20 protein-coding genes, 1 other RNA gene and 1 riboswitch are annotated in these 17,545 nt (G+C 55.5%); of the genes, 12 read left to right on the top strand and 9 right to left on the bottom strand.

All coding sequences use genetic code 11. From position 1 onward, the window contains the following. Positions 1-8: 8 nt before the first annotated feature. The 6 genes from JJU47_RS01165 (at position 9) to JJU47_RS01140 (ending at position 5,035) form a co-directional block, all read left to right on the top strand. Complete coding sequence (locus tag JJU47_RS01165) at positions 9-272, top strand: hypothetical protein (RefSeq protein WP_228615737.1); 264 nt, start codon at positions 9-11, stop codon at positions 270-272. 106 nt (positions 273-378) lie between these two features. After that, positions 379-1,572: a GTP-binding protein gene (locus tag JJU47_RS01160; protein ID WP_228615736.1), complete on the top strand. Its 1,194-nt coding sequence runs from the start codon at positions 379-381 to the stop codon at positions 1,570-1,572. Between the two features lie 62 nt (positions 1,573-1,634). Next, positions 1,635-1,735, top strand: a riboswitch (TPP riboswitch). A gap of 80 nt (positions 1,736-1,815) precedes the next feature. Then, positions 1,816-2,409, top strand: coding sequence for a Ykof family thiamine-binding protein (locus tag JJU47_RS01155; RefSeq protein WP_228615735.1), 594 nt, complete (start codon positions 1,816-1,818; stop codon positions 2,407-2,409). Further along, positions 2,402-2,977, top strand: coding sequence for an ECF transporter S component (locus JJU47_RS01150; protein ID WP_228615734.1), 576 nt, complete (start codon positions 2,402-2,404; stop codon positions 2,975-2,977). Before JJU47_RS01155 ends, JJU47_RS01150 begins: the two co-directional genes overlap by 8 nt. Further along, the gene (locus JJU47_RS01145) at positions 2,970-4,301 is read left to right on the top strand and encodes an ABC transporter ATP-binding protein (protein WP_228615733.1); all 1,332 of its coding nucleotides are present in this window, start codon (positions 2,970-2,972) and stop codon (positions 4,299-4,301) included. The genes JJU47_RS01150 and JJU47_RS01145 overlap by 8 nt, the downstream gene beginning before the upstream one ends. Further along, positions 4,298-5,035 (top strand): energy-coupling factor transporter transmembrane component T family protein, encoded by a 738-nt coding sequence (locus JJU47_RS01140; protein WP_228615732.1) that lies wholly within the window; start codon positions 4,298-4,300, stop codon positions 5,033-5,035. The genes JJU47_RS01145 and JJU47_RS01140 overlap by 4 nt, the downstream gene beginning before the upstream one ends. A gap of 230 nt (positions 5,036-5,265) precedes the next feature. On the opposite strand, the gene JJU47_RS01135 is transcribed toward JJU47_RS01140, so the two are convergent. Continuing rightward, entirely contained in the window at positions 5,266-5,853 is a 588-nt protein-coding gene (locus JJU47_RS01135) for a DUF1643 domain-containing protein (protein ID WP_228615731.1), read from the bottom strand. Positions 5,854-5,886: 33 nt separating this feature from the next. Further along, positions 5,887-6,579, bottom strand: coding sequence for a lytic transglycosylase domain-containing protein (locus JJU47_RS01130; protein WP_228615730.1), 693 nt, complete (start codon positions 6,577-6,579; stop codon positions 5,887-5,889). Between the two features lie 78 nt (positions 6,580-6,657). Between JJU47_RS01130 and JJU47_RS01125 the strand changes: the two genes are divergently transcribed. Beyond that, positions 6,658-7,356, top strand: coding sequence for a CPBP family intramembrane glutamic endopeptidase (locus JJU47_RS01125; RefSeq protein ID WP_228615729.1), 699 nt, complete (start codon positions 6,658-6,660; stop codon positions 7,354-7,356). Here JJU47_RS01125 and JJU47_RS01120 read toward each other — a convergent pair. Next, positions 7,313-8,212: an alpha/beta hydrolase gene (locus JJU47_RS01120; protein ID WP_228615728.1), complete on the bottom strand. Its 900-nt coding sequence runs from the start codon at positions 8,210-8,212 to the stop codon at positions 7,313-7,315. The two genes, JJU47_RS01125 and JJU47_RS01120, sit on opposite strands and share 44 nt — an antisense overlap. A gap of 173 nt (positions 8,213-8,385) precedes the next feature. Between JJU47_RS01120 and JJU47_RS01115 the strand changes: the two genes are divergently transcribed. Further along, a complete protein-coding gene (locus JJU47_RS01115) occupies positions 8,386-8,805 on the top strand; it encodes a hypothetical protein (protein WP_228615727.1) in 420 nt (139 codons plus the stop codon). Between the two features lie 33 nt (positions 8,806-8,838). Here the strand turns inward: JJU47_RS01115 and JJU47_RS01110 are convergent, their stop codons facing one another. The 5 genes from JJU47_RS01110 to JJU47_RS01090 form a co-directional block, all read right to left on the bottom strand. After that, positions 8,839-9,474, bottom strand: coding sequence for an ABC transporter ATP-binding protein (locus JJU47_RS01110; protein ID WP_228615726.1), 636 nt, complete (start codon positions 9,472-9,474; stop codon positions 8,839-8,841). Continuing rightward, positions 9,471-10,475 (bottom strand): ABC transporter permease, encoded by a 1,005-nt coding sequence (locus JJU47_RS01105; RefSeq protein WP_228615725.1) that lies wholly within the window; start codon positions 10,473-10,475, stop codon positions 9,471-9,473. Before JJU47_RS01105 ends, JJU47_RS01110 begins: the two co-directional genes overlap by 4 nt. A gap of 64 nt (positions 10,476-10,539) precedes the next feature. Beyond that, complete coding sequence (locus JJU47_RS01100; RefSeq protein WP_228615724.1) at positions 10,540-11,895, bottom strand: sensor histidine kinase; 1,356 nt, start codon at positions 11,893-11,895, stop codon at positions 10,540-10,542. Continuing rightward, the gene (locus tag JJU47_RS01095; RefSeq protein WP_228615723.1) at positions 11,892-12,557 is read right to left on the bottom strand and encodes a response regulator transcription factor; all 666 of its coding nucleotides are present in this window, start codon (positions 12,555-12,557) and stop codon (positions 11,892-11,894) included. Before JJU47_RS01095 ends, JJU47_RS01100 begins: the two co-directional genes overlap by 4 nt. Positions 12,558-12,623: 66 nt before the next feature. Continuing rightward, a complete protein-coding gene (locus JJU47_RS01090; RefSeq protein ID WP_228615722.1) occupies positions 12,624-13,511 on the bottom strand; it encodes a hypothetical protein in 888 nt (295 codons plus the stop codon). Positions 13,512-13,682: 171 nt separating this feature from the next. On the opposite strand from JJU47_RS01090, the gene JJU47_RS01085 reads away from it, so the two are divergent. After that, positions 13,683-14,090, top strand: a complete 408-nt coding sequence (locus JJU47_RS01085) for a hypothetical protein (RefSeq protein WP_228615721.1) — start codon at positions 13,683-13,685, stop codon at positions 14,088-14,090. A gap of 104 nt (positions 14,091-14,194) precedes the next feature. Further along, on the top strand, positions 14,195-15,655 hold the full coding sequence (locus JJU47_RS01080; protein ID WP_228615720.1) for a S8 family peptidase: 1,461 nt from the start codon (positions 14,195-14,197) through the stop codon (positions 15,653-15,655). Positions 15,656-15,716: 61 nt separating this feature from the next. On the opposite strand, the gene JJU47_RS01075 is transcribed toward JJU47_RS01080, so the two are convergent. Beyond that, entirely contained in the window at positions 15,717-16,121 is a 405-nt protein-coding gene (locus JJU47_RS01075; protein ID WP_024371947.1) for a hypothetical protein, read from the bottom strand. A gap of 121 nt (positions 16,122-16,242) precedes the next feature. Here JJU47_RS01075 and rnpB point away from each other — a divergent pair. Both rnpB and JJU47_RS01065 read left to right on the top strand, forming a co-directional pair. Beyond that, an RNA gene (gene rnpB, locus JJU47_RS01070) (RNase P RNA component class B) lies at positions 16,243-16,610 on the top strand. 104 nt (positions 16,611-16,714) lie between these two features. Further along, positions 16,715-17,545: THUMP domain-containing class I SAM-dependent RNA methyltransferase (locus tag JJU47_RS01065; protein WP_228615719.1), on the top strand; the 831-nt coding region annotated here is incomplete at its 3' end.

Raw genomic sequence — 17,545 nt, 5'->3', positions numbered from 1 at the left:
GGAGAACGATGGTGAAACGAATGCTCGTTCGAGCAGGGATCGGTTTGGCGCTCGCGGCGGTGGCTCGGGTCGGGATTAAAAAGTTTCTCGACGACCGCGATGCGAAAGACCATTCGTACCTCGACCCAAAGTGGGATGAAGCACCAAGTGTCGACGCCGACAAGGATGAGGAAGAAGTCGGACTGACACAGCTTGACTCGATTTACCGGGCCGAATGGCAGGCGAACGCCTATCCGCGATCAGAAGCGGAGCGAAAAGCGCTAGAAGAATAGACAGAGGACTGAACACGCTCAAGCATGGGCGTGTTTTTTTATTGACATGACTTCAGAAAACCGTCATCATCTAAAAAGTAATGATTACGATTTAGGAGTGGGTAAGATGAAACGAATTCCAATTACCGTATTATCCGGTTATTTAGGGAGCGGGAAGACGACACTGTTGAACCATATTTTACATAACCGGGACGGTAAGAAGTATGCCGTCATCGTCAACGATATGAGCGAGTTGAATATCGATGAGCGGTTGATCGAACAGGGTGGGTTCTCACGAACGGACGAGAAACTAGTCGAATTATCGAACGGGTGCATCTGCTGCACGCTTCGTGAGGATCTGCTCGAAGCGGTGCAGGACATCACGAACGACCGTGATCTCGATGGAATCATCATCGAGTCCTCGGGCATCTCAGAGCCGATCCCGGTCGCCCAGACGTTCACGTACGCCGATGACGCGCTCGGTATCGACTTGACGAGCCGCGTCTATATCGATGCGATGGTGACGGTCGTCGACGCCTATCGATTCTTAAAAGATTTCAATTCCGGGGAGTCGCTTCATGAGCGCAGACAAGCGGTCGATGCGACGGACGTGCGCGAAGTCGTCGATTTGCTCGTCGACCAAGTCGAGTTCGCCGACATCATCGTCTTGAACAAGGCAGACCGTGTATCGGCAACTGAATTGAACGAGATGGCCGGTTTGTTGAAGACACTCAACCCGTCAGCGAAACTGTTGACATCCGTTCATTCGAACGTGGAATTGTCTGAGCTGTTGGACGTCAAGTTGTTCGATTTCGAGCAGGCGATGCACGCCGCAGGTTGGATTCAAGAGCTTGAAGCAGAGACGCATACACCGGAGACAGAAGAGTACGGCATCAGCTCATTCGTGTATCGTCGTCGTCGCCCGTTCCACCCGGAGCGACTCCATGAGTGGATTGAGCAGTTCCCAGAGGAAGTCGTCCGAGCGAAAGGATTCCTTTGGATCGCCTCGCGAAATGACATCGCCTGTTTGTTCTCACAAGCCGGATACGCCTCGACGCTCGAGCATGCCGGCCGTTGGCTCGCGACGCTACTGGAAGCGGAACGCCGTCATATGTTTGACGAGGAACCAGAACTTGCCGCTGACTATGTCGAACCGTACGGCGACCGCCAGACCGAGCTCGTCTTGATTGGGCAACGGATGGAACGCGCGGTCATTGAATCAGCGCTCGATGCCTGCCTGTTGACGGATACCGAGATGTCGCTCGATTGGGCGACACTCGAAGACACGCTTCCAGGGAACGGCGTTGTCACTTTCTCATAAATCGTTTACAAATCGAGAACGGTCGTCTATACTGTTCCTTGCATGAACAAACCGCATACATTGGACTACACTAGGGGTGCTTCGGCTGAGATGTGAGCATGGCTCCGATCCCTTATGACTCGATCCGGGTAATACCGGCGTGAGGAAGTGTGGCACTTTTTCTAATGGATTTCAATTGGACGAGTGGCCGCATTCTCATGGATGCGGCTTTTTTTGTGTACACACATAGAGGGGGAATGGAACATGAACAACCAATGTGGAACGAGCCCGATCGTCGGGTTCCGCTTTACACTGAGTCCGATGACGTCCGATTTCGTGAGCGTCATCAAAGGGGCATTGAACGAGACGGATTTACGAAACGTATGGCGGCACACCGATGATGTGTCGACGGTCATCCGGGGCCGCAGTGAGCATGTGTTCGATGTGGCCAAGTCCGTATTGTCGCATGCGACGAAGACAGGGGAGCACGTCTCGATGAGCGGGACGTTCTCGATCGGTTGCCCGGGCGACACGGCAGGGGACAATCTGCTCGACGTATCGAGTGAGCCGGTAAACGGGCGAGTCGACGAACAATACGTCTCGTCCCAGTTCGCGCTCTATCCGCTCGGGGACGCGCAGTATATGGACATCATCTATGAAGAGATCGACTTTGCGAAAGCGCGCGGCGTCTTCAATGACTCGATGCACTACGCCTCAGGGATTCACGGGGATATCGAGCCGGTGTTCGCGTTTTACGAGGCGACGTTTAGTCGTGTCCGCGAGAAAACGAGTCATGTCGTCATGACGGTCACGTTCAGCGTGAACAGCCCATCGCACGAGGGACGAATCGATGCTTAAGTCGTGGAAGTTGAAAGAGATCGTCTTGTTGTCCATCTTATCGGTCGTCTTCGCCGTCGTCTACTTGGCGTTCGTCCATGTCGGGAATTTGTGGGCCGGCCTGATCGGGCCGATCGCGTACGAATGGATCTTCGGCATCTGGTTTATCGTCTCGATCATTGCCGCCTACATCATTCGAAAGCCAGGCGCAGCTTTTTTATCGGAAGTGCTCGCGGCGACGATCGAGATGATGATTGGGAACGCGATTGGACCGCGCATCATTCTCGTCGGCATCATTCAAGGGCTTGGGGCCGAGGCGGCGTTCGCACTCACCGGATATAAACGGTATGACCTGTGGGTGCTCATGCTCGCCGGGTTCGGCGCCGCCGTGACGAGCTTTATTTATACGTACGTCATGGGCGGGCTCAGCGCGCTCAGTCCGACTTACGTCGCGACGATGTTCGCACTTCGGGCGACGAGCGGGATGCTCATCGCGGGGCTAGGTGGAAAGATATTAAGTGACTTGTTGCTTCGGACGGGTGCGCTAGAAGGGTATGCCGTCGCCCGGCGCAGGGGGGCGCATGGTTGAGGCCGAGCGTCTGGCGTTTCGTTATCCGCAGGATGCGGAGCACGTGCTGACTGACATCACGTTCCGTCTCACGGACGGCAGGACGCTCATCACCGGTGCGAGCGGGTCGGGAAAGTCGACTTTGTTCACCTTGTTCAATCGGCTCTATCCGGATAACTGTGACGGGGTCGTGACGGGGCGACTGAACTTGTTCGATCGGTCTTATGACACGTATGAGCCCGGCGAGGTGAATCGCCGCGTCGGGACGGTGTTTCAAGACCCGGACAGTCAGTTCGTCATGCAGACGGTCGAGGAAGAACTCATTTTCACGCTCGAAAACTTTGCGGTCGAGCGCGGCGACATATCGGACCGGGTCTCAGCGATATTGCACGAGCTCCACTTGTCCGAGTATCGCCATCGCACCATCCAGGACTTGTCAGGGGGAGAAAAACAGCAAATCGCCGTCGCCTGTGCCTTGATCGGCCGGCCGGAATGGTTGTTGCTCGACGAGCCGCTCGCGCACCTCGACCCGGAGACGGCACAGCGTTTCGTCCGTTGGCTTGACGAGTCCGCGCGGCACGTCAACATCGTCGTCATCGAGCATCGTCCCTACATATGGGGAGACTTCTTCGACCGCCAAATCGAACTCGTGGCCGGACGCATCGGCTATGACGGACCGTTCGTCTCCGGACCGGACCATACGTTCCTGCCGCTGAAGACGAGACGAGGGGATAAACACTTATTTCACATACCGAAAGTGAATCGACAAAAGTTCAAACTGGCAGCGAGCAAAATTAGCGTCGAGCGCGGCGATGTGATCGCCGTCCTCGGCCGAAACGGCAGCGGCAAATCGACATGGCTAAGGAGCCTCGCCCGCCATCATCGTGAAGTCGGGCTCGTGCCGCAATCCCCGGCGCATCTGTTCGTGGAAAATAACGTGGCGCGTGAACTCGCTTACGGCCACGACCGGCCGATTGAAGACATGTTGACACGAATCGGACTCGAACGAATGCGAGCCGCCCATCCACTCTCGCTCAGCCACGGTCAAAAACGGCGACTCGCCATCGGGGTGATGATGCTCTCGAAGAAACGACTGATCGCGTTTGACGAACCGACGGCCGGACAAGACGAGGCGTCGCTTCGTGCGCTCTATGCCTTGATGGCTGAACGTGTACAAGCGGGGCAGACGGTTCTGTTCGTGACACATGACCTCAGTTTTGCTCGTGCTGCGAACACGTATTATTTAATGCGTGATGGACAGTTGAGCGGGCCATATGACGCTTCACTGTGGGACGACCCGGACCTGTTGCGATCCCACGGGCTGTTGACGGAGGGATGGCGATGACGTTTCATGAGATGAACCCGACGATCAAGTTTTTGACCGTGACATGTCTCATGTTCGGTCTCGCGTTCATGTATAACCCGTGGACTCCGCTCGGCGTCTTCTTCGGCACACTCGCCCTTCAGTTCATCTTCTCGGACGTGAGCTGGAAGCGGTGGGGGTTGTTCATGATTCCGTTCTTATTGACCGCAGTCGGGACGCTTTGGACGACACTCGTCTTCGGCAAAGAGGCGAGCGGTGAAGTCATGTTCAAGCTGTTCGGCAATGATGTTACCGAGGAGAACGTGATGCTAGCAGTGACACTCTCATTGCGTGTGTTGGCATTCACCGCCTTGTCGCTCCTCTTCACGCTGACGACGGACCCGAAACGGTTCGTTTACAGTTTGATGCAGCAAGGGAAGTTATCGCCAAAAATTGCCTATAGCGTCTTCGTCGGATTTCGCTTTTTCCCGATTTTAAAGAATGAGCTCATGCAACTGTACGAAACGCATGCGCTACGCGGGGTGCCCCTTGAGACTCGGCGCGACCGCATCCGACACGCACCGAAACTGCTCATCCCTCTCCTTGCCGGGGCAATCCGTCAAGCCGAGCGGATCGCGTTCTCGATGGAGGCGCGAGGGTTTACGGGGGAAGGGCGTTCCACATATGAGGTGATCCCGGTCACCCGAAACGACTTTTTGTTAGCGGCTCTTTTGGTCGCGCTGTTCGGAGTGAGTGTGTGGGCAGGTGTACGGTGAGGCTTGTATACGAGCAGGCATGATGATGGTTCACCATCTCTGCGCTATCGGTCGGGCAAGACAAACGGTCGTCATCTGACGGCCGTTTGTCTTGTTGAGAGGACTCGTTGGCCGAATGAACGTCTCCATCGCTTTCTTCAAGTTTATGTCGCGCAGCCCGGTTTAGGCGCTGCGAACAAAAAAAGACGGACCAAATCACAATATGCGATCTGGTCCGTCACCCGTCTGACTCACTCGGAGTCATCTTGTTTTGTTTCTTTTACGATCCGAAACTTCGGTTTCACGGATTCGTTGTTGAACGCCTCGAGGACAGTGTTCTCGTTGGCCATGCGAATTTGTTGCGGCTCGCCTTTTGACGTCGTACCGATACAGAACATGTTCGCCTCGTGATCGGCAAAGAGTGTCTTATACGCTGTCGCGTGATGCATGAGCCGACCAGGAGACCCCCAACCGACGATGACCATCCCGCCGCTTTTCTCGACGACGTCAAGCGTCTCTTCGACGTAATGATAGTTCACCTCGTCAAGTTGGGACTCGACGTACGGCAAGTTGTCATTGATGGCGAGCGTCGGGACGAGGCTGATGACGCGCACTTCCCGAATCGGCTGATCCAAATGGTTACGCATGAGCATATAGGCGCGTTGTGTCGTCGTTCCGGACAAGAACGCATCGCTCATCCGAGGTGAATAGATGATGACGGCACAGATCACGCCGTCGACGACATCTGTGAACTCATAAGAGCGCATATAACGTTTCGTCTTATCCTCGTTGAAAATCGACTTGACTCGAATCGTCACTTCCTCGATTTGCGTGTTCATTTCGTTTCCTCACTTCAAATGGTAATTTTACTGTCACGTCAACTTGGCGAACCAATCCAAATAGCGGATCGTATACCGCGCGACTTGTTGTTTCGTTGTCTTCGCGTCTCCTGGTAGCAAAGTGACCTCGGCCTGGTATTGCTCATAAAATGACATGACGTTATCGACGTACTGCTCACTTCGATTATATTCGAAGATGGCTGTTCGGATCGACTCGTTCGAATCACTCGTGCGCCCGCCGTGTTCGCTCAAATAGTAAGCTGCCGTATGGGCCGAATCGATTAGGCTATGCGGGTCGGCTTGTCCGTCACCGTTACCGTCGCGTCCGAGACCGCCATACTGCTCGATGAGCGTCAAGTTCGTCAAATCGACTTCGTCTTCCGGGACATCGCCTTTTTGATCGTCCGTGTCATACTGCCAGCCGAGCCACGTCCGTGGCATGAACTGGAACGGTCCGATCGCCCCGACCGAAGAGCGCATCGAGGAGCTGTGCGAGAAAATCGTCTCGACACGATGGACGGCGGCGAGCAATCGCCAATCGACGTCATACGTTTCGGCCGCATCCTCATACACCTCGACGTGGTCGGCAGGGACGCCGTGGTCCCCATAATACGTCCGGTAAAGCGCGTTGTTCACTTTTTCATGTTGACCGAACCAGCCGATTGCGGCGAAGAACAACAGCGCCACAAGCATGATACTGGCCAGTCGCAGCATCAATCGTTTCAAGATACCGCCTCCTAGCTTTCTAGACAATACCCGAATAGTGTAGCATATAGCTAACAGGAAGGACAGGAGTGGATATCGATGCTCGAACGAATCGTCTTTACCGTCATTCTCGCCTATCTATTGATCATTCAACTGTTCAATGCCCGCTTGATGAAATCGATGATCACCTCACTCGGCCGGGGTCGCGTATATGAAGAAGCGATCAAGTCGGCATGGGGACTGACGCTTCTTCTCGTCGCGCTCGTTTTCTTGTTCGGTGTCCCCGCCGAGGCGGTCGGTCTCGGATTCATGCCGGATGCGGCCGATGAACGGGCGTGGAATTATTTCGTCCTTTGTTGCGTCCTCATGGGCGGGTTCTCCGTGTTTTACTTATCCGTGTTGACTTCCTCGAGCCTTCGAGAGAAGCTTCGCCCTCACTATGAACTTGAGATTGAGAAAGTGCTCCTGCCGCGGACAACAGAGGAGGCGAAGGCATGGAAAGCTGTCTCGTTCACAGCGGGCGTCACAGAAGAGTTCATCTTCCGCGGAGTCTTGCTTTATACGCTCACTTTATATGTCGACTTCTCTGACGTCTCGCTCGCCTTGGCAAGTGGCATCTTGTTCGGTCTCGCCCACGCGTATCAAGGGTGGCGTGGCGTCGTCGTGACCGGACTGCTCGGCGCGGTGTTCGGTTACGTGTATTTGGTGATGAATGTCCTTTGGCCGCTCATGGTGCTGCACATGTTGCTCGACCTCATCGCTGGACCGATTCATGTCGACGAGTCAAAAACTGTGTGACGGCGTCTTCGTACGCGTCACGATCTTTTAAGATGCAGTTCGTATGTTCGGCACCGTGGATGAGGGCGATCTCATTTTGACGGTTGAGGGCGTTCATCTCGACGGACATCCACGTCGGTACGAAATCATCGCGTGTGCCGTGAATGAACAGAATCGGTGCGGTCGTTTCCGCCAAATCTCGTTTCGGCCGCACTTGATTCATCCGAAAGCCGGCCCGGCTCCATAAGAAATAGTCGATACCCGGTAACAACAAGTCACCCGGCAGCCGGTGCAAGTTGTTCAACTGATGGCGCATCAATTGTCGCATATCGTCGAACGGGCACTCGGCGATCAAGAAGTCGACGTCTGTGAGCGGTCCCGCCTGAAGGATCGTCGCGGCTCCCATCGATACACCGTGGAGTCCGATTTCTTCCACCGTCTCATTGGCGCGCAGCCAATCGACCCAGGCGACGATGTCATGCTTCTCGTGGTAACCGTAGGAGGCGTAGACACCTTCTGATTCCCCGTGCGAGCGCAAGTCGACGGCGAGCAAATTGTAGCCGAGCCGATGGAACATGGCCAAATGAGGTGCCATGAAACTATGCGAGGCCGTGTAGCCGTGGACGAAGACGATCCACTTCCGGGCGTCGCCGTTGCGATACACGCGGCCGTATAGGCGATAGTCGTCTCTCGAACGGAGCGAGACGTGTTCAAACGGCACGTCGTGGTAAAAAGATTGGTCCTCTGTCGTGTACGGCGCGAGCAACATCTCTGGCGTCTTACGTTTCCCCCGTGTCATTCGTTTGAACGCATAATAACTGACGGCGTAATAGCCGGTGAATAATGTCGCGAGCCCGTATTTCCATTTTCGTTGCATGAACATCGCTCCTTTCCTCATTATTGTACCCGAAAACACTCGTTGCGTTCACGTTCCAACCTATAACGTCACGAGCTGTGAGGACGAGGTGCGACGGAACGTTCACAGAGCGGCGGTCGTCATGGTCATCCCTTCCCGTTAAACTGAGACGGTAGAGGACGAAGAGAGGGTGGATGAAAGTGACGCGCGAGGCGATGTATCGATTCATACAAGCTTGCATCGGAGGACGAGTGGACTATGTGACAGAAGAAGGAGTCTCGTTTTACCGACGGGGAACGCACACATCCAGCGATCTTTCGCCTGTGCTCGATGCCTTGATCGAGCGTTACTTGAGCGGGGGCGGTCGTGACGTTCACGTGGCAGTCGTCGAACTCGCCGGCGATGCGGGTGTCCGACCGGACGAGGCGGTTCAGGCGATGCTTGCGCTCTCGGACATCTTCCTCGTCTCGAACTATATCGAGGAACGACTGTTCACGATTCAACAGATGGAAATCGATGCGTTGCGGACGATTTCCGTTCGAATCACATTCAGCGCTTGGCTGTCTCATCACCTCGGTGACATCTGTAACCCCGGACGGCATCAGGCCGGCTGACAAAGCAAGGGAGTGGCATGCGCCACTCCCTTTTTACAACGTCTCGAGCTGACCATCGCGCAGGCGGAGCACGCGGTCGCAGACGTCGAGCATTCGCTCGTCATGTGTGATGACGATGACTCGTTTGCCGTCTTCATGAGCGGCCGCGGCCAGACGTTCCATGACGAGGCGCCCGTTCACGTAGTCAAGACTCGCTGTCGGCTCATCGGCCAAGATGAGAGAAGGGTCGTTGACGAGGGCACGTGCGATGGCGACCCGTTGCCGTTCGCCGCCGGAAAGCCGATTCGGCAGTTCGTTCAACCGATGACCGAGACCGAGGTCGGTCAATAATCGTCTCGAGTCGGTAGCAAGTCCCGTCTCCGCTTGGACGAGCTCGAGTTGTTCCATGACCGTCAAATATGGGACGAGGTGGGCGTCTTGAAACACGAAACCGATCTCGTTCAAGCGTAACTTTCGCCGCGCTTCTTCGTCGAGTGTGAACACATCGACCGGACCGAGATGTAACGTTCCCGCATCGGGACGTTTCAGCAACCCGAGAATTTGAAGCAGCGTGCTCTTGCCGCTGCCGCTCGGTCCGACGATGGCGATGCACTCGCCAGGCGAGACGGTCAAATTGACCCCGGATAAGATCGGTTGTTCATAGGCGTGATGAATCGCTGTCAGTCTCATTTCATTCGACCTCCTAATGCGTCTGCGGCGTCGAGCCGGCGTAATGTGTAGAGCGGGAGCAGTGTCCCGGCGAGCGAGATGATGAAGAACAGCGTACTGTAGAGCAACGCGTTCGCCACGTCAAATTGAAACGGAATGGCTGCCGGTACGACTTCCGCCATGAATGCCGTGAAGAGAGCCGCCAAACCGCTCGCGAGGATGACGGTCAGCATCACTTGGCTGACGAGCGCGGTGCCGATCGTACGCGTCCGGATGCCGATCGCTTTTAATATCCCGAGTTCCGGCAATTTTTGCAGCGTGACCATGTAGAAGAACGCCGTCAAGATGAATGCGCCGATGACCAAGAGAAATCCGCGCATCATCGTGAACGTGCCTTGTTCGGCCGAATACCCCGGCACGGCCTCGATGATTTCTTGCTTCGTGAACGTCGAGAGGGGGGTGTCGCCTTCTCCGAGCCAAGCCGAGACGTACACGGGCCCGCCGGCGACTTGTTGGTATGCGTCCCATGTCTCCATCGTCGTCCAGACGACCGGGGCGTGGCTGAAGCGACCTTCTGTCGTCCCGACGATCGTGAAACGATAACCGCTCGCAAAATCGTCGACCGTGTCGCCGACAGCTAACGTCCCTAGGAAACTCGGATCGACGAGCACTTCGCCGACGGCAAGGTCGAGCGTTGGTCCGACCGAAGAAGCGGCCGGTATGGCGAACAAGGTCGCATCTTGTTTCGTCTCGTTCCCGAACGTGAGCGGTTTGACAGCGAGTGGGGTCATCGTGTCGGTTGGTGCTCGTTCGATAAACGACCGCGTCAGTCGTCCATCTGCGTCGGCGGTCAAATGGAACGTCTCGGCATCGAGTTCGCGGATGCTCGCCCCGTTGTCATAGGCGAGCCCGTCGGCGAGTCCGGTGATGAGCGTCGTCAACAGCACGATGAGGAGAGTGATGACGAAAATCAATGAGTAGCGGCGTCGCTGGCGCCACATTTCTTTCATTCCTAATTGCATAAAAAAGCCTCCTTCATGTCGATGAAGGAAGCATAGCGGATGAATATGAACGGAGTATGAACGGCTACAATGTGATTGTGAACACGGTGCCGCGCCCAGGCGTCGAATCGACATGAATCGTTCCACGGTGCAAGGCGACGATATCGTGGACGATGGACAGGCCGAGTCCTGTCCCGGTCGTTGACCGGGAAACGTCTCCTTGGAAGAAACGTTCGAACAGGCGTGTTTTCGTCGCTTCGTCCATGCCGGTGCCGTCGTCGGTGATCGTCACGGTCGGCCGTTCGAGTTGTTCCAGACGGACACGGATCAGCCCGCCTTCAGGTGAGGCGTGGAGGGCATTTTGGAGTAAGTTGGCCCACACTTGTGACAGCAGGAGCGGGTCGCCTTTTATGATGATGGACGCGTCGAGGTCGGTCGATATGGCGACGCCTGTCTGGTCGAGTTGGAAAGACAGGCCGCGTATGACGTCCTCGATCGAATCGGCGAGGACGATGTCCGTCTCTAGGGTGATATCCGCTTCATCGAGTCGGGCGAGCAAGAGCAACTGTGTCGTCAGCCCCGATAGCCGTTCCGTCTCGTCTCGAATGATGCGCGCATAGTCGTTCGCCTCACCGTCGGTCGTTTCGACGAGTCTCGTCGCATATCCGGTAAGCGACGTGAGCGGGGAGCGGAACTCATGGGAGACGTTCGAGACGAACCGCTTCCGTTCTGCCTCAGACTTTTCAAGCGTCTCAGCCATGTCATCGAACCGTCTCGCGAGCACGCCGATCTCGTCTGACCGTTCAAGCGGCAAGTCGCGTGGTCTCGTGCCCGAAGCGACCGAGGCCGTCGCAAAGGTCAGCGCTTTGACGGGCCGGACGATATTTCGGGTCGCCAGCGCGATCAACAGAAACGCCAGAACGGTCAACGTGGCAAAAAAGAGACCGACGAACAAGTGGAGCTCACGAATTTGTGCGGACAGATCGGGGCGCATGAAGACCGCGTCCACCCCGTCACTGCCGGTCAACGGAAAGCCGTACGTGTTGACGACCTCGTTGTCGAACAGCCCGAGCAGAAAGAGATGGAACGGATAGTCGCGCATCCCTTCGTAAACGTTTCCGTCACGGACGGAGCGGATGACTTCGTCGTCCATCGTTTCGTTGCGAAACTCTCCCCCATAGCGCATGATGCGTCCGTCCGCCTTGACGACGAGCAACTGATAACCCGTCCTCGCGAGGAGTGAGTAATAGGCGGCCTCGTCTTGGTCGGTATGGTTCTCGAAATAGCCGATGGCCGTGCTCGCCGTCCGTTCGGTCTTTTCACTATACGACGGTTGCCACCAGACGTAATAGGCGACGTTGCTGACGAGGAGGGCGATGGCGCCCGAGGCAAGTAAAATGAAGAACACTGTCAAGACGATGCGCGTATAGAGTGTCTTCATGTCATCACCTCGAGGGCGTAGCCGACCCCGCGCACCGTCCGGATCACGACTTGTTCATGGCGGATACGACTTCTCAGTCGCTTAATATGCACGTCGATGGTGCGGTCGTCCCCGTCAAAATCCAAGCCCCAGACGTTCTCAATCAGCTCATCGCGGCTGAAGACGCGAGAAGGGAAGGCGGCGAGCTGGTACAACAACTCGAATTCACGTTTCGGCAAGTGCATCGTCTCGCCATCGACGTTCAAGCGGTAGTCACGCAAATCGAGCGTGAGCGGACCGGCTTGGACGATCGTCTGTGCCGTCCGCTCATACCGTTTCGCGACGGCTTGGAGCCGGAACAACAGTTCATCGGGAATGAACGGCTTCGTCATGTAATCGTCGGCGCCGTGTTCAAAACCGCTTCGTTTATCGTCCCATTCACCGAGTGCGGTCAACAAGATGACCGGGACGTCGAGCAGCATCTTCAGTCGACGGCATAGCTCGCGTCCATCCATACCCGGCAGCAACACATCGATGACGGCGGCATCGGCCGGCCGTTCGGTGAACAGCTTCTCGGCCACGGTCGGATCGGTCGTCAACGTCGTCGAATGACCGGCCCGTTGCATGGTGTCGTCGAGCAAGCGGAGAATGTGTTCATCATCTTCTACAATCAATACGTGCATCGGACCCTTCCTTTCTAAACGGTGAAAAAGCGGCAAAGGCTGTGGCCGTTACCGCTTGAATCGTAGTCACTTGGGCGCCAGTTCTCCGTGCAGGGCACGCATCGCCCGCAAAAAGGCATCTTTGAAATATTTATCTTCTTGTGTCTCGAGCGTCTCGATCGCCGAAGCGTCCCCGGTGCTCGCTTTCACGAGCAAGTTGACGAACGCCCCCCAGCGCTTCACGTGCTCGGGTTTCGGATGGTTCATCGCTGTCGTCAACGTGAACCAATAAGGTTGATCGCGGCGCTGCAAGGTGGCGATCATTTGTTTCGCCGTCTTCGCCTCATCCTCGGTCGGGAGCGTCGCCGTGGCGAACCAGCCGAGGAGGGAGGCGCTCATCGCTTCAAGTGCCTGTTTGATCTCCGGGTCGATCGGTTGCCGGCCGAAATCGGTGAGGTTGACGAAGACGAGACGGTCTTTCAAATCCATGTGCGTGATCCAGCCGCTCGCCGCCTTCAACTTGTCTTTGTCTTTCGACTGGGCCTTGAACGTGAAACCGTTCTGTTTGCCGATATAGATGCGGAACTGTCCACGGTCGACATGTTTGTCGACTTTGAACTCGACGTCTTGGCCGACTTGGTACGGTTGATCTTTCTTGTTCAGCGTCTGCCCTTTCTTCAACTCGGGCCGTCGCACGATATAACGGAGCGCCTCTTGCTCGGTCCGGTCGTCGAGCGTCCATAAGTTGTGGGGTGTGACATTTTTGAAGCGATGGCGCCGGACGTGGATGTATTGGTCCAAGGCGTCGATCGCCTCGGTGACAGAGCGCTTCCCAGACAAATAGTCGTCGGCGATGTCGCGAAGCGTGAGCGATTCGAGCCGGTCGATGTGCCCGTTATATGGGACGGTGCCGATAACGAACAAAGCGGTCGCGATCAGCTCGCTCTCGCGAGGGGTCAAAGGACGTTTGGCCATGTTGCACTTCCTCTCTACGGTCATATACCTTAGTATAGCAAAAACCGATTTCTTCATGTTGTATGAATCGACCGAATGGAAAATTTGTACAGGCTCACAGGATTTCGGTGTTTTTCTCCGAATATTTGTTAAGATAGAGCTAACAATGGGATGTGGAGACGAGGTGAAGAGATGAAGCTGTCGATTGAGTCTGGGGACTATATCGTGTTGATTGAAATCAACAAAGAAGTGTTGAAGTGCACGTCGCTCGAAGAAGCGGTCTTTGCGGAGCGTGATCGGTATGAACTCGTCGGCCGCATGAGTGAACGGCTCCCGGCCGAGGTAATCGTCCCTTCCGTCATCGATTACATCCGTTTCGGGAGCGGATACATCGGAGACACGATCGTCTGGAACAAAGAGACGGAGTCGTTTTTTTGTCAACAGTTCGAGACGATTGACGGTTCGCCGCTCGGCGAGGACTTGGATGGGTTCACACCAGACCCGTACCGGACGGAACTTGCCCGCTATTACACGTATTTGACGATCGGAAGGATCGTCGATTTTGAGATGGAACACGCGGAGATCCCGGACTATTGGTAATCTGTCGAAAAAATGTCATACTCTTTTTTTGAGAAAAAAGGGAAATCTAATCTGAAATTTGCGATAATAGAGCCATCTTATGAAGTTGAATGGAGCGTAAGGCGATGAAAAAAATCTTATTGTTGACGGCGTTGACGTTACTCGTCCCGACGACGGCCGGGGCGGAGTCAAAACCAGTGATTCTCGAGAAGCATGGCTACGTCGTGGCAGAGCCGCGTGTCGGAAACCAGTACTATATCAAACAGACCGGGACCGACTTGACGTGGAACACGACTCGAGGCGCCGCCGACATCGTCGTCGCGTTGATTGATTCATCTGCCGACCGGACCCACAAAGAGTTGTTGAACGTCCCGCGGGTCGTCAATTCGATGAAAGGTCCATACAGTATCGATTATCACGGCACGCATACGGCCGGCATCATGTCTGGGCTGCATAATAAATACGGGATCGCCGGGCTCGCCCCGAACGTCCGCTATCATTTTTATAACGTCTTTTATGGCAAGAACTCAGAGTTCACGGATTCATGGACGGTCGCGAAAGCCGTCGACACGGCGGTCGCGAAAGGGGCGACGATCATCAACTTATCGCTCGGAGGTCAAGACTATGATCGCGTGCTCGCCGACTCGATCAAACGGGCGCGGGCGAAAGGCGTCGTCATCGTCGCCTCGTCGGGCAACGATGGTGCGACAAAAGTATCGTTCCCTGCGAACATGAAAGAAGTCATCGCCGTCGGAGCGGTCGATTCACGGCATCGGGTCGCCGCGTTCTCGAACATGGACAGCCAAGTGAAAGTGGTGGCTCCTGGTGTCAACGTCTTGTCGCTCGGGCTGAAGAACAGTTTCATCTTCATGGACGGCACGTCGATGGCGGCGCCGATGGTGACGTCAGGCATCGCACTCGTCAAATCAGTGAATCCGTTCTTGACGCCGACCGACATCGATGGGTTGCTACAAAAAATGCCTCGCGTGAGCGGGAAGGCGTACACGGAGCTCAATACGAAACGGTTGCTCGACGCGACGCCGCGCCCGGTGTCCATCTCGGCCCCGGCGACGCTCACGAACCGGTACGTCCAAGAGGCAAAACTTTCCGTCATGAATCGGCCGAACTTGAAAACGACGTACACTCTCTATCAAGGGACGCGGAAAGTGAAGACGCTCCCGGCGAACGGCGGCGCCTTCACGATGTATGCCGGCGGAGACTGGTTACCGAGCGGACAGTATCGGCTCACGGCCGTCGTCTCGGACGGAAAGTATAAGCGTTCCTCTAGCCGTAACGTCACGTACGTCAACCCGGTCAAACCGAGCGTCTCGGTCAAAGCGGCCGATGCGCAGACGTTCGAGTTGACGACGACACGGAAAGGGGTCGTCACGGTGCTCGATGCATCCGGGAAAACCGTTTATGAGGCGCTCCACGTTCCGGGTACGTTCCCGGTGCGCGGCGACACGGCCTCGAACTTGACGGTCGTCTTGAAGCCGACCGACATCTCGGAACGTGTCGTCTCAAACACATACGTGCCGGCCGCGCCACCGGTTGAAGAACCGGTCGAAACGATCGAAGAGACATGAAAAACACCACCTCACCTGTTGACGAGACCGTCAACAGGTGAGGTGGTGTTGTTTTCATATGTCAGTCGATGGTGATCGCTTCACCTGTCCAACGAATACTCGCTTCTAGCACGTTCCCGTTGTCATCGATATGTTCAAAACTTAATTTCCCGTCGGCAATGATGGTACAAAGGCCGACACGAACGAGGTCGCTCCAGTCACGTCGCGTCTGAACCGATGCATCGAAAAGCGGGATCGATTCAGGAAAACGTTCATGCAGGTGGGCCAAGTTATGGTGATCGAAATGGTAAGGCCGTTTTGACAGTTCGTTCGGTGCTTTAATGTCGAACGGCTCAAACCCTTGGACGAGTCGATTTTTACGATAGAAGGCGAAAACGCCGTTGTTTGGGTGGAGCGCTTTAATGTCATCGATTTCAATCACATAGGTCAGCCGTTGAATCCAACCGTTCTTTGCATCTTGACGCATCAAAATCCCTCCTTGTTCAATGGAACACGCCTTATTTTAGCGCTGACCGCCGTGAAAATCAAGTTCAGCTTGTCGGTTGTCAACGTGACGTTTATCGGCTACAATGGGTGAAGTGACTATGAGGTCTGGACAATCGCGGGACGCAAGTCTTGAGGAAAGTCCATGCTCGCACAGCCTGTGATGGCTGTAGTGATCGTGCTACACGAAAAGATAAGTGTAGGCAACGCAAGTTGACGGCAGAAGAAGCACCTAAGTCCTCGGATATGGTGCAAGCTTCTTGAAAGTGCCACAGTGACGGAGTCTGACCGGAAACGTTCAGAGTGGAACGAGGTAAACCCCACGAGCGAGAAACCCAAACTATGGTAGGGGAACTTCCTGACCGGAACCGAACGGGACGGAGGGCGCCAGACGGCGCAGATAGATGATTGTCACTCCATCGTGCCAGGGAGACCGTTATGAGCACCGGAGTACAGAACATGGCTTACAGGACAGCATAGTCTCTCATTTTACATCGACCAGGAGTTCAAGCAATCCTACTTGAGCTCCTTTTTACTTGACCATTTTAGGACGAACAAATAGAAAGTAGGGATACTATGGCAAAACGAAAATTGATCGCTACCGCCGCGATGGGCATCGAGGCGCTCGTCGCCAAAGAAGTGCGCGACCTCGGCTATACATGTGAAGTCGAGAACGGACGCGTCTATATCGACGCCGAGATGGAGGATATTCCTCGTCTCAACCTGTGGCTTCGTACGGCCGACCGCGTCAAGCTCGTCGTCGCCGAGTTCAAGGCGACGACATTCACCGAACTGTTCGACGGGGTCGTCGAACTTCCGTGGACGGATTTAATGCCGTGGGACGCTCGGTTCATCGTCGACGGCCGCTCGGTCAAGTCGAAGTTGTTCTCAATTCGCGACTGTCAGAAGATCACCGAGAAGGCGATCGTCGACGCGATGCAACGCGGCTACAACAAACCGGGGGAATGGTTGCCGAAGACGGGGGCGTTCTATCCGATTGAGGTCGCCCTCTTGAAAGACGTGGCGACGATCACGATCGATACGTCGGGCGAGGCGCTTCATCGTCGCGGATACCGCGAGCTTCATTCTCAAGCCCCGCTGAAAGAAACGATGGCCGCGGCCATGATCCAGTTGACGAACTGGAAGCCGGACATGCCGTTCTACGATGTCTTTACCGGCTCGGGCACACTCGCGATCGAAGCCGCGCTCATCGGCCGTAACATCGCGCCTGGTCTCAACCGTGAGTTCTGCTCGCAAGACTGGCCGTGCGTGCCGAAGAAGGCTTGGTATGAGGCGATCAACGAGGCGAATGAAAAAGCCGATTGGGACAAGCCGCATAAAATCTACGGCATCGAGCTCGACCCGCGTATGGACAAGCTCGCCAAAGACAACGCAGAACTCGCCCAC

It is taken from the genome of Exiguobacterium sp. (assembly GCF_020832205.1).
In the GTDB taxonomy this organism is placed as follows: Bacteria; Bacillota; Bacilli; order Exiguobacteriales; family Exiguobacteriaceae; genus Exiguobacterium.
Note: the sequence above shows the minus strand (reverse complement) of the source record. Positions and strands in the feature narration are given on the sequence as shown.

Bases quoted from the DNA above. Each gene is read 5' to 3' on its own strand.
- JJU47_RS01105 (WP_228615725.1), bottom strand. From the start codon at position 10,475: ATGCAATTAGGAATGAAAGAAATGTGGCGCCAGCGACGCCGCTACTCA.
- JJU47_RS01115 (WP_228615727.1), top strand. From the start codon at position 8,386: ATGAAAGTGACGCGCGAGGCGATGTATCGATTCATACAAGCTTGCATC.
- JJU47_RS01095 (WP_228615723.1), bottom strand. From the start codon at position 12,557: ATGCACGTATTGATTGTAGAAGATGATGAACACATTCTCCGCTTGCTC.
- JJU47_RS01075 (WP_024371947.1), bottom strand. From the start codon at position 16,121: ATGCGTCAAGATGCAAAGAACGGTTGGATTCAACGGCTGACCTATGTG.
- JJU47_RS01150 (WP_228615734.1), top strand. From the start codon at position 2,402: ATGCTTAAGTCGTGGAAGTTGAAAGAGATCGTCTTGTTGTCCATCTTA.
- JJU47_RS01110 (WP_228615726.1), bottom strand. From the start codon at position 9,474: ATGAGACTGACAGCGATTCATCACGCCTATGAACAACCGATCTTATCC.
- JJU47_RS01125 (WP_228615729.1), top strand. From the start codon at position 6,658: ATGCTCGAACGAATCGTCTTTACCGTCATTCTCGCCTATCTATTGATC.
- JJU47_RS01120 (WP_228615728.1), bottom strand. From the start codon at position 8,212: ATGCAACGAAAATGGAAATACGGGCTCGCGACATTATTCACCGGCTAT.
- JJU47_RS01090 (WP_228615722.1), bottom strand. From the start codon at position 13,511: ATGGCCAAACGTCCTTTGACCCCTCGCGAGAGCGAGCTGATCGCGACC.
- JJU47_RS01085 (WP_228615721.1), top strand. From the start codon at position 13,683: ATGAAGCTGTCGATTGAGTCTGGGGACTATATCGTGTTGATTGAAATC.
- JJU47_RS01100 (WP_228615724.1), bottom strand. From the start codon at position 11,895: ATGAAGACACTCTATACGCGCATCGTCTTGACAGTGTTCTTCATTTTA.
- JJU47_RS01155 (WP_228615735.1), top strand. From the start codon at position 1,816: ATGAACAACCAATGTGGAACGAGCCCGATCGTCGGGTTCCGCTTTACA.
- JJU47_RS01145 (WP_228615733.1), top strand. From the start codon at position 2,970: ATGGTTGAGGCCGAGCGTCTGGCGTTTCGTTATCCGCAGGATGCGGAG.
- JJU47_RS01160 (WP_228615736.1), top strand. From the start codon at position 379: ATGAAACGAATTCCAATTACCGTATTATCCGGTTATTTAGGGAGCGGG.
- JJU47_RS01140 (WP_228615732.1), top strand. From the start codon at position 4,298: ATGACGTTTCATGAGATGAACCCGACGATCAAGTTTTTGACCGTGACA.
- JJU47_RS01135 (WP_228615731.1), bottom strand. From the start codon at position 5,853: ATGAACACGCAAATCGAGGAAGTGACGATTCGAGTCAAGTCGATTTTC.
- JJU47_RS01165 (WP_228615737.1), top strand. From the start codon at position 9: ATGGTGAAACGAATGCTCGTTCGAGCAGGGATCGGTTTGGCGCTCGCG.
- JJU47_RS01080 (WP_228615720.1), top strand. From the start codon at position 14,195: ATGAAAAAAATCTTATTGTTGACGGCGTTGACGTTACTCGTCCCGACG.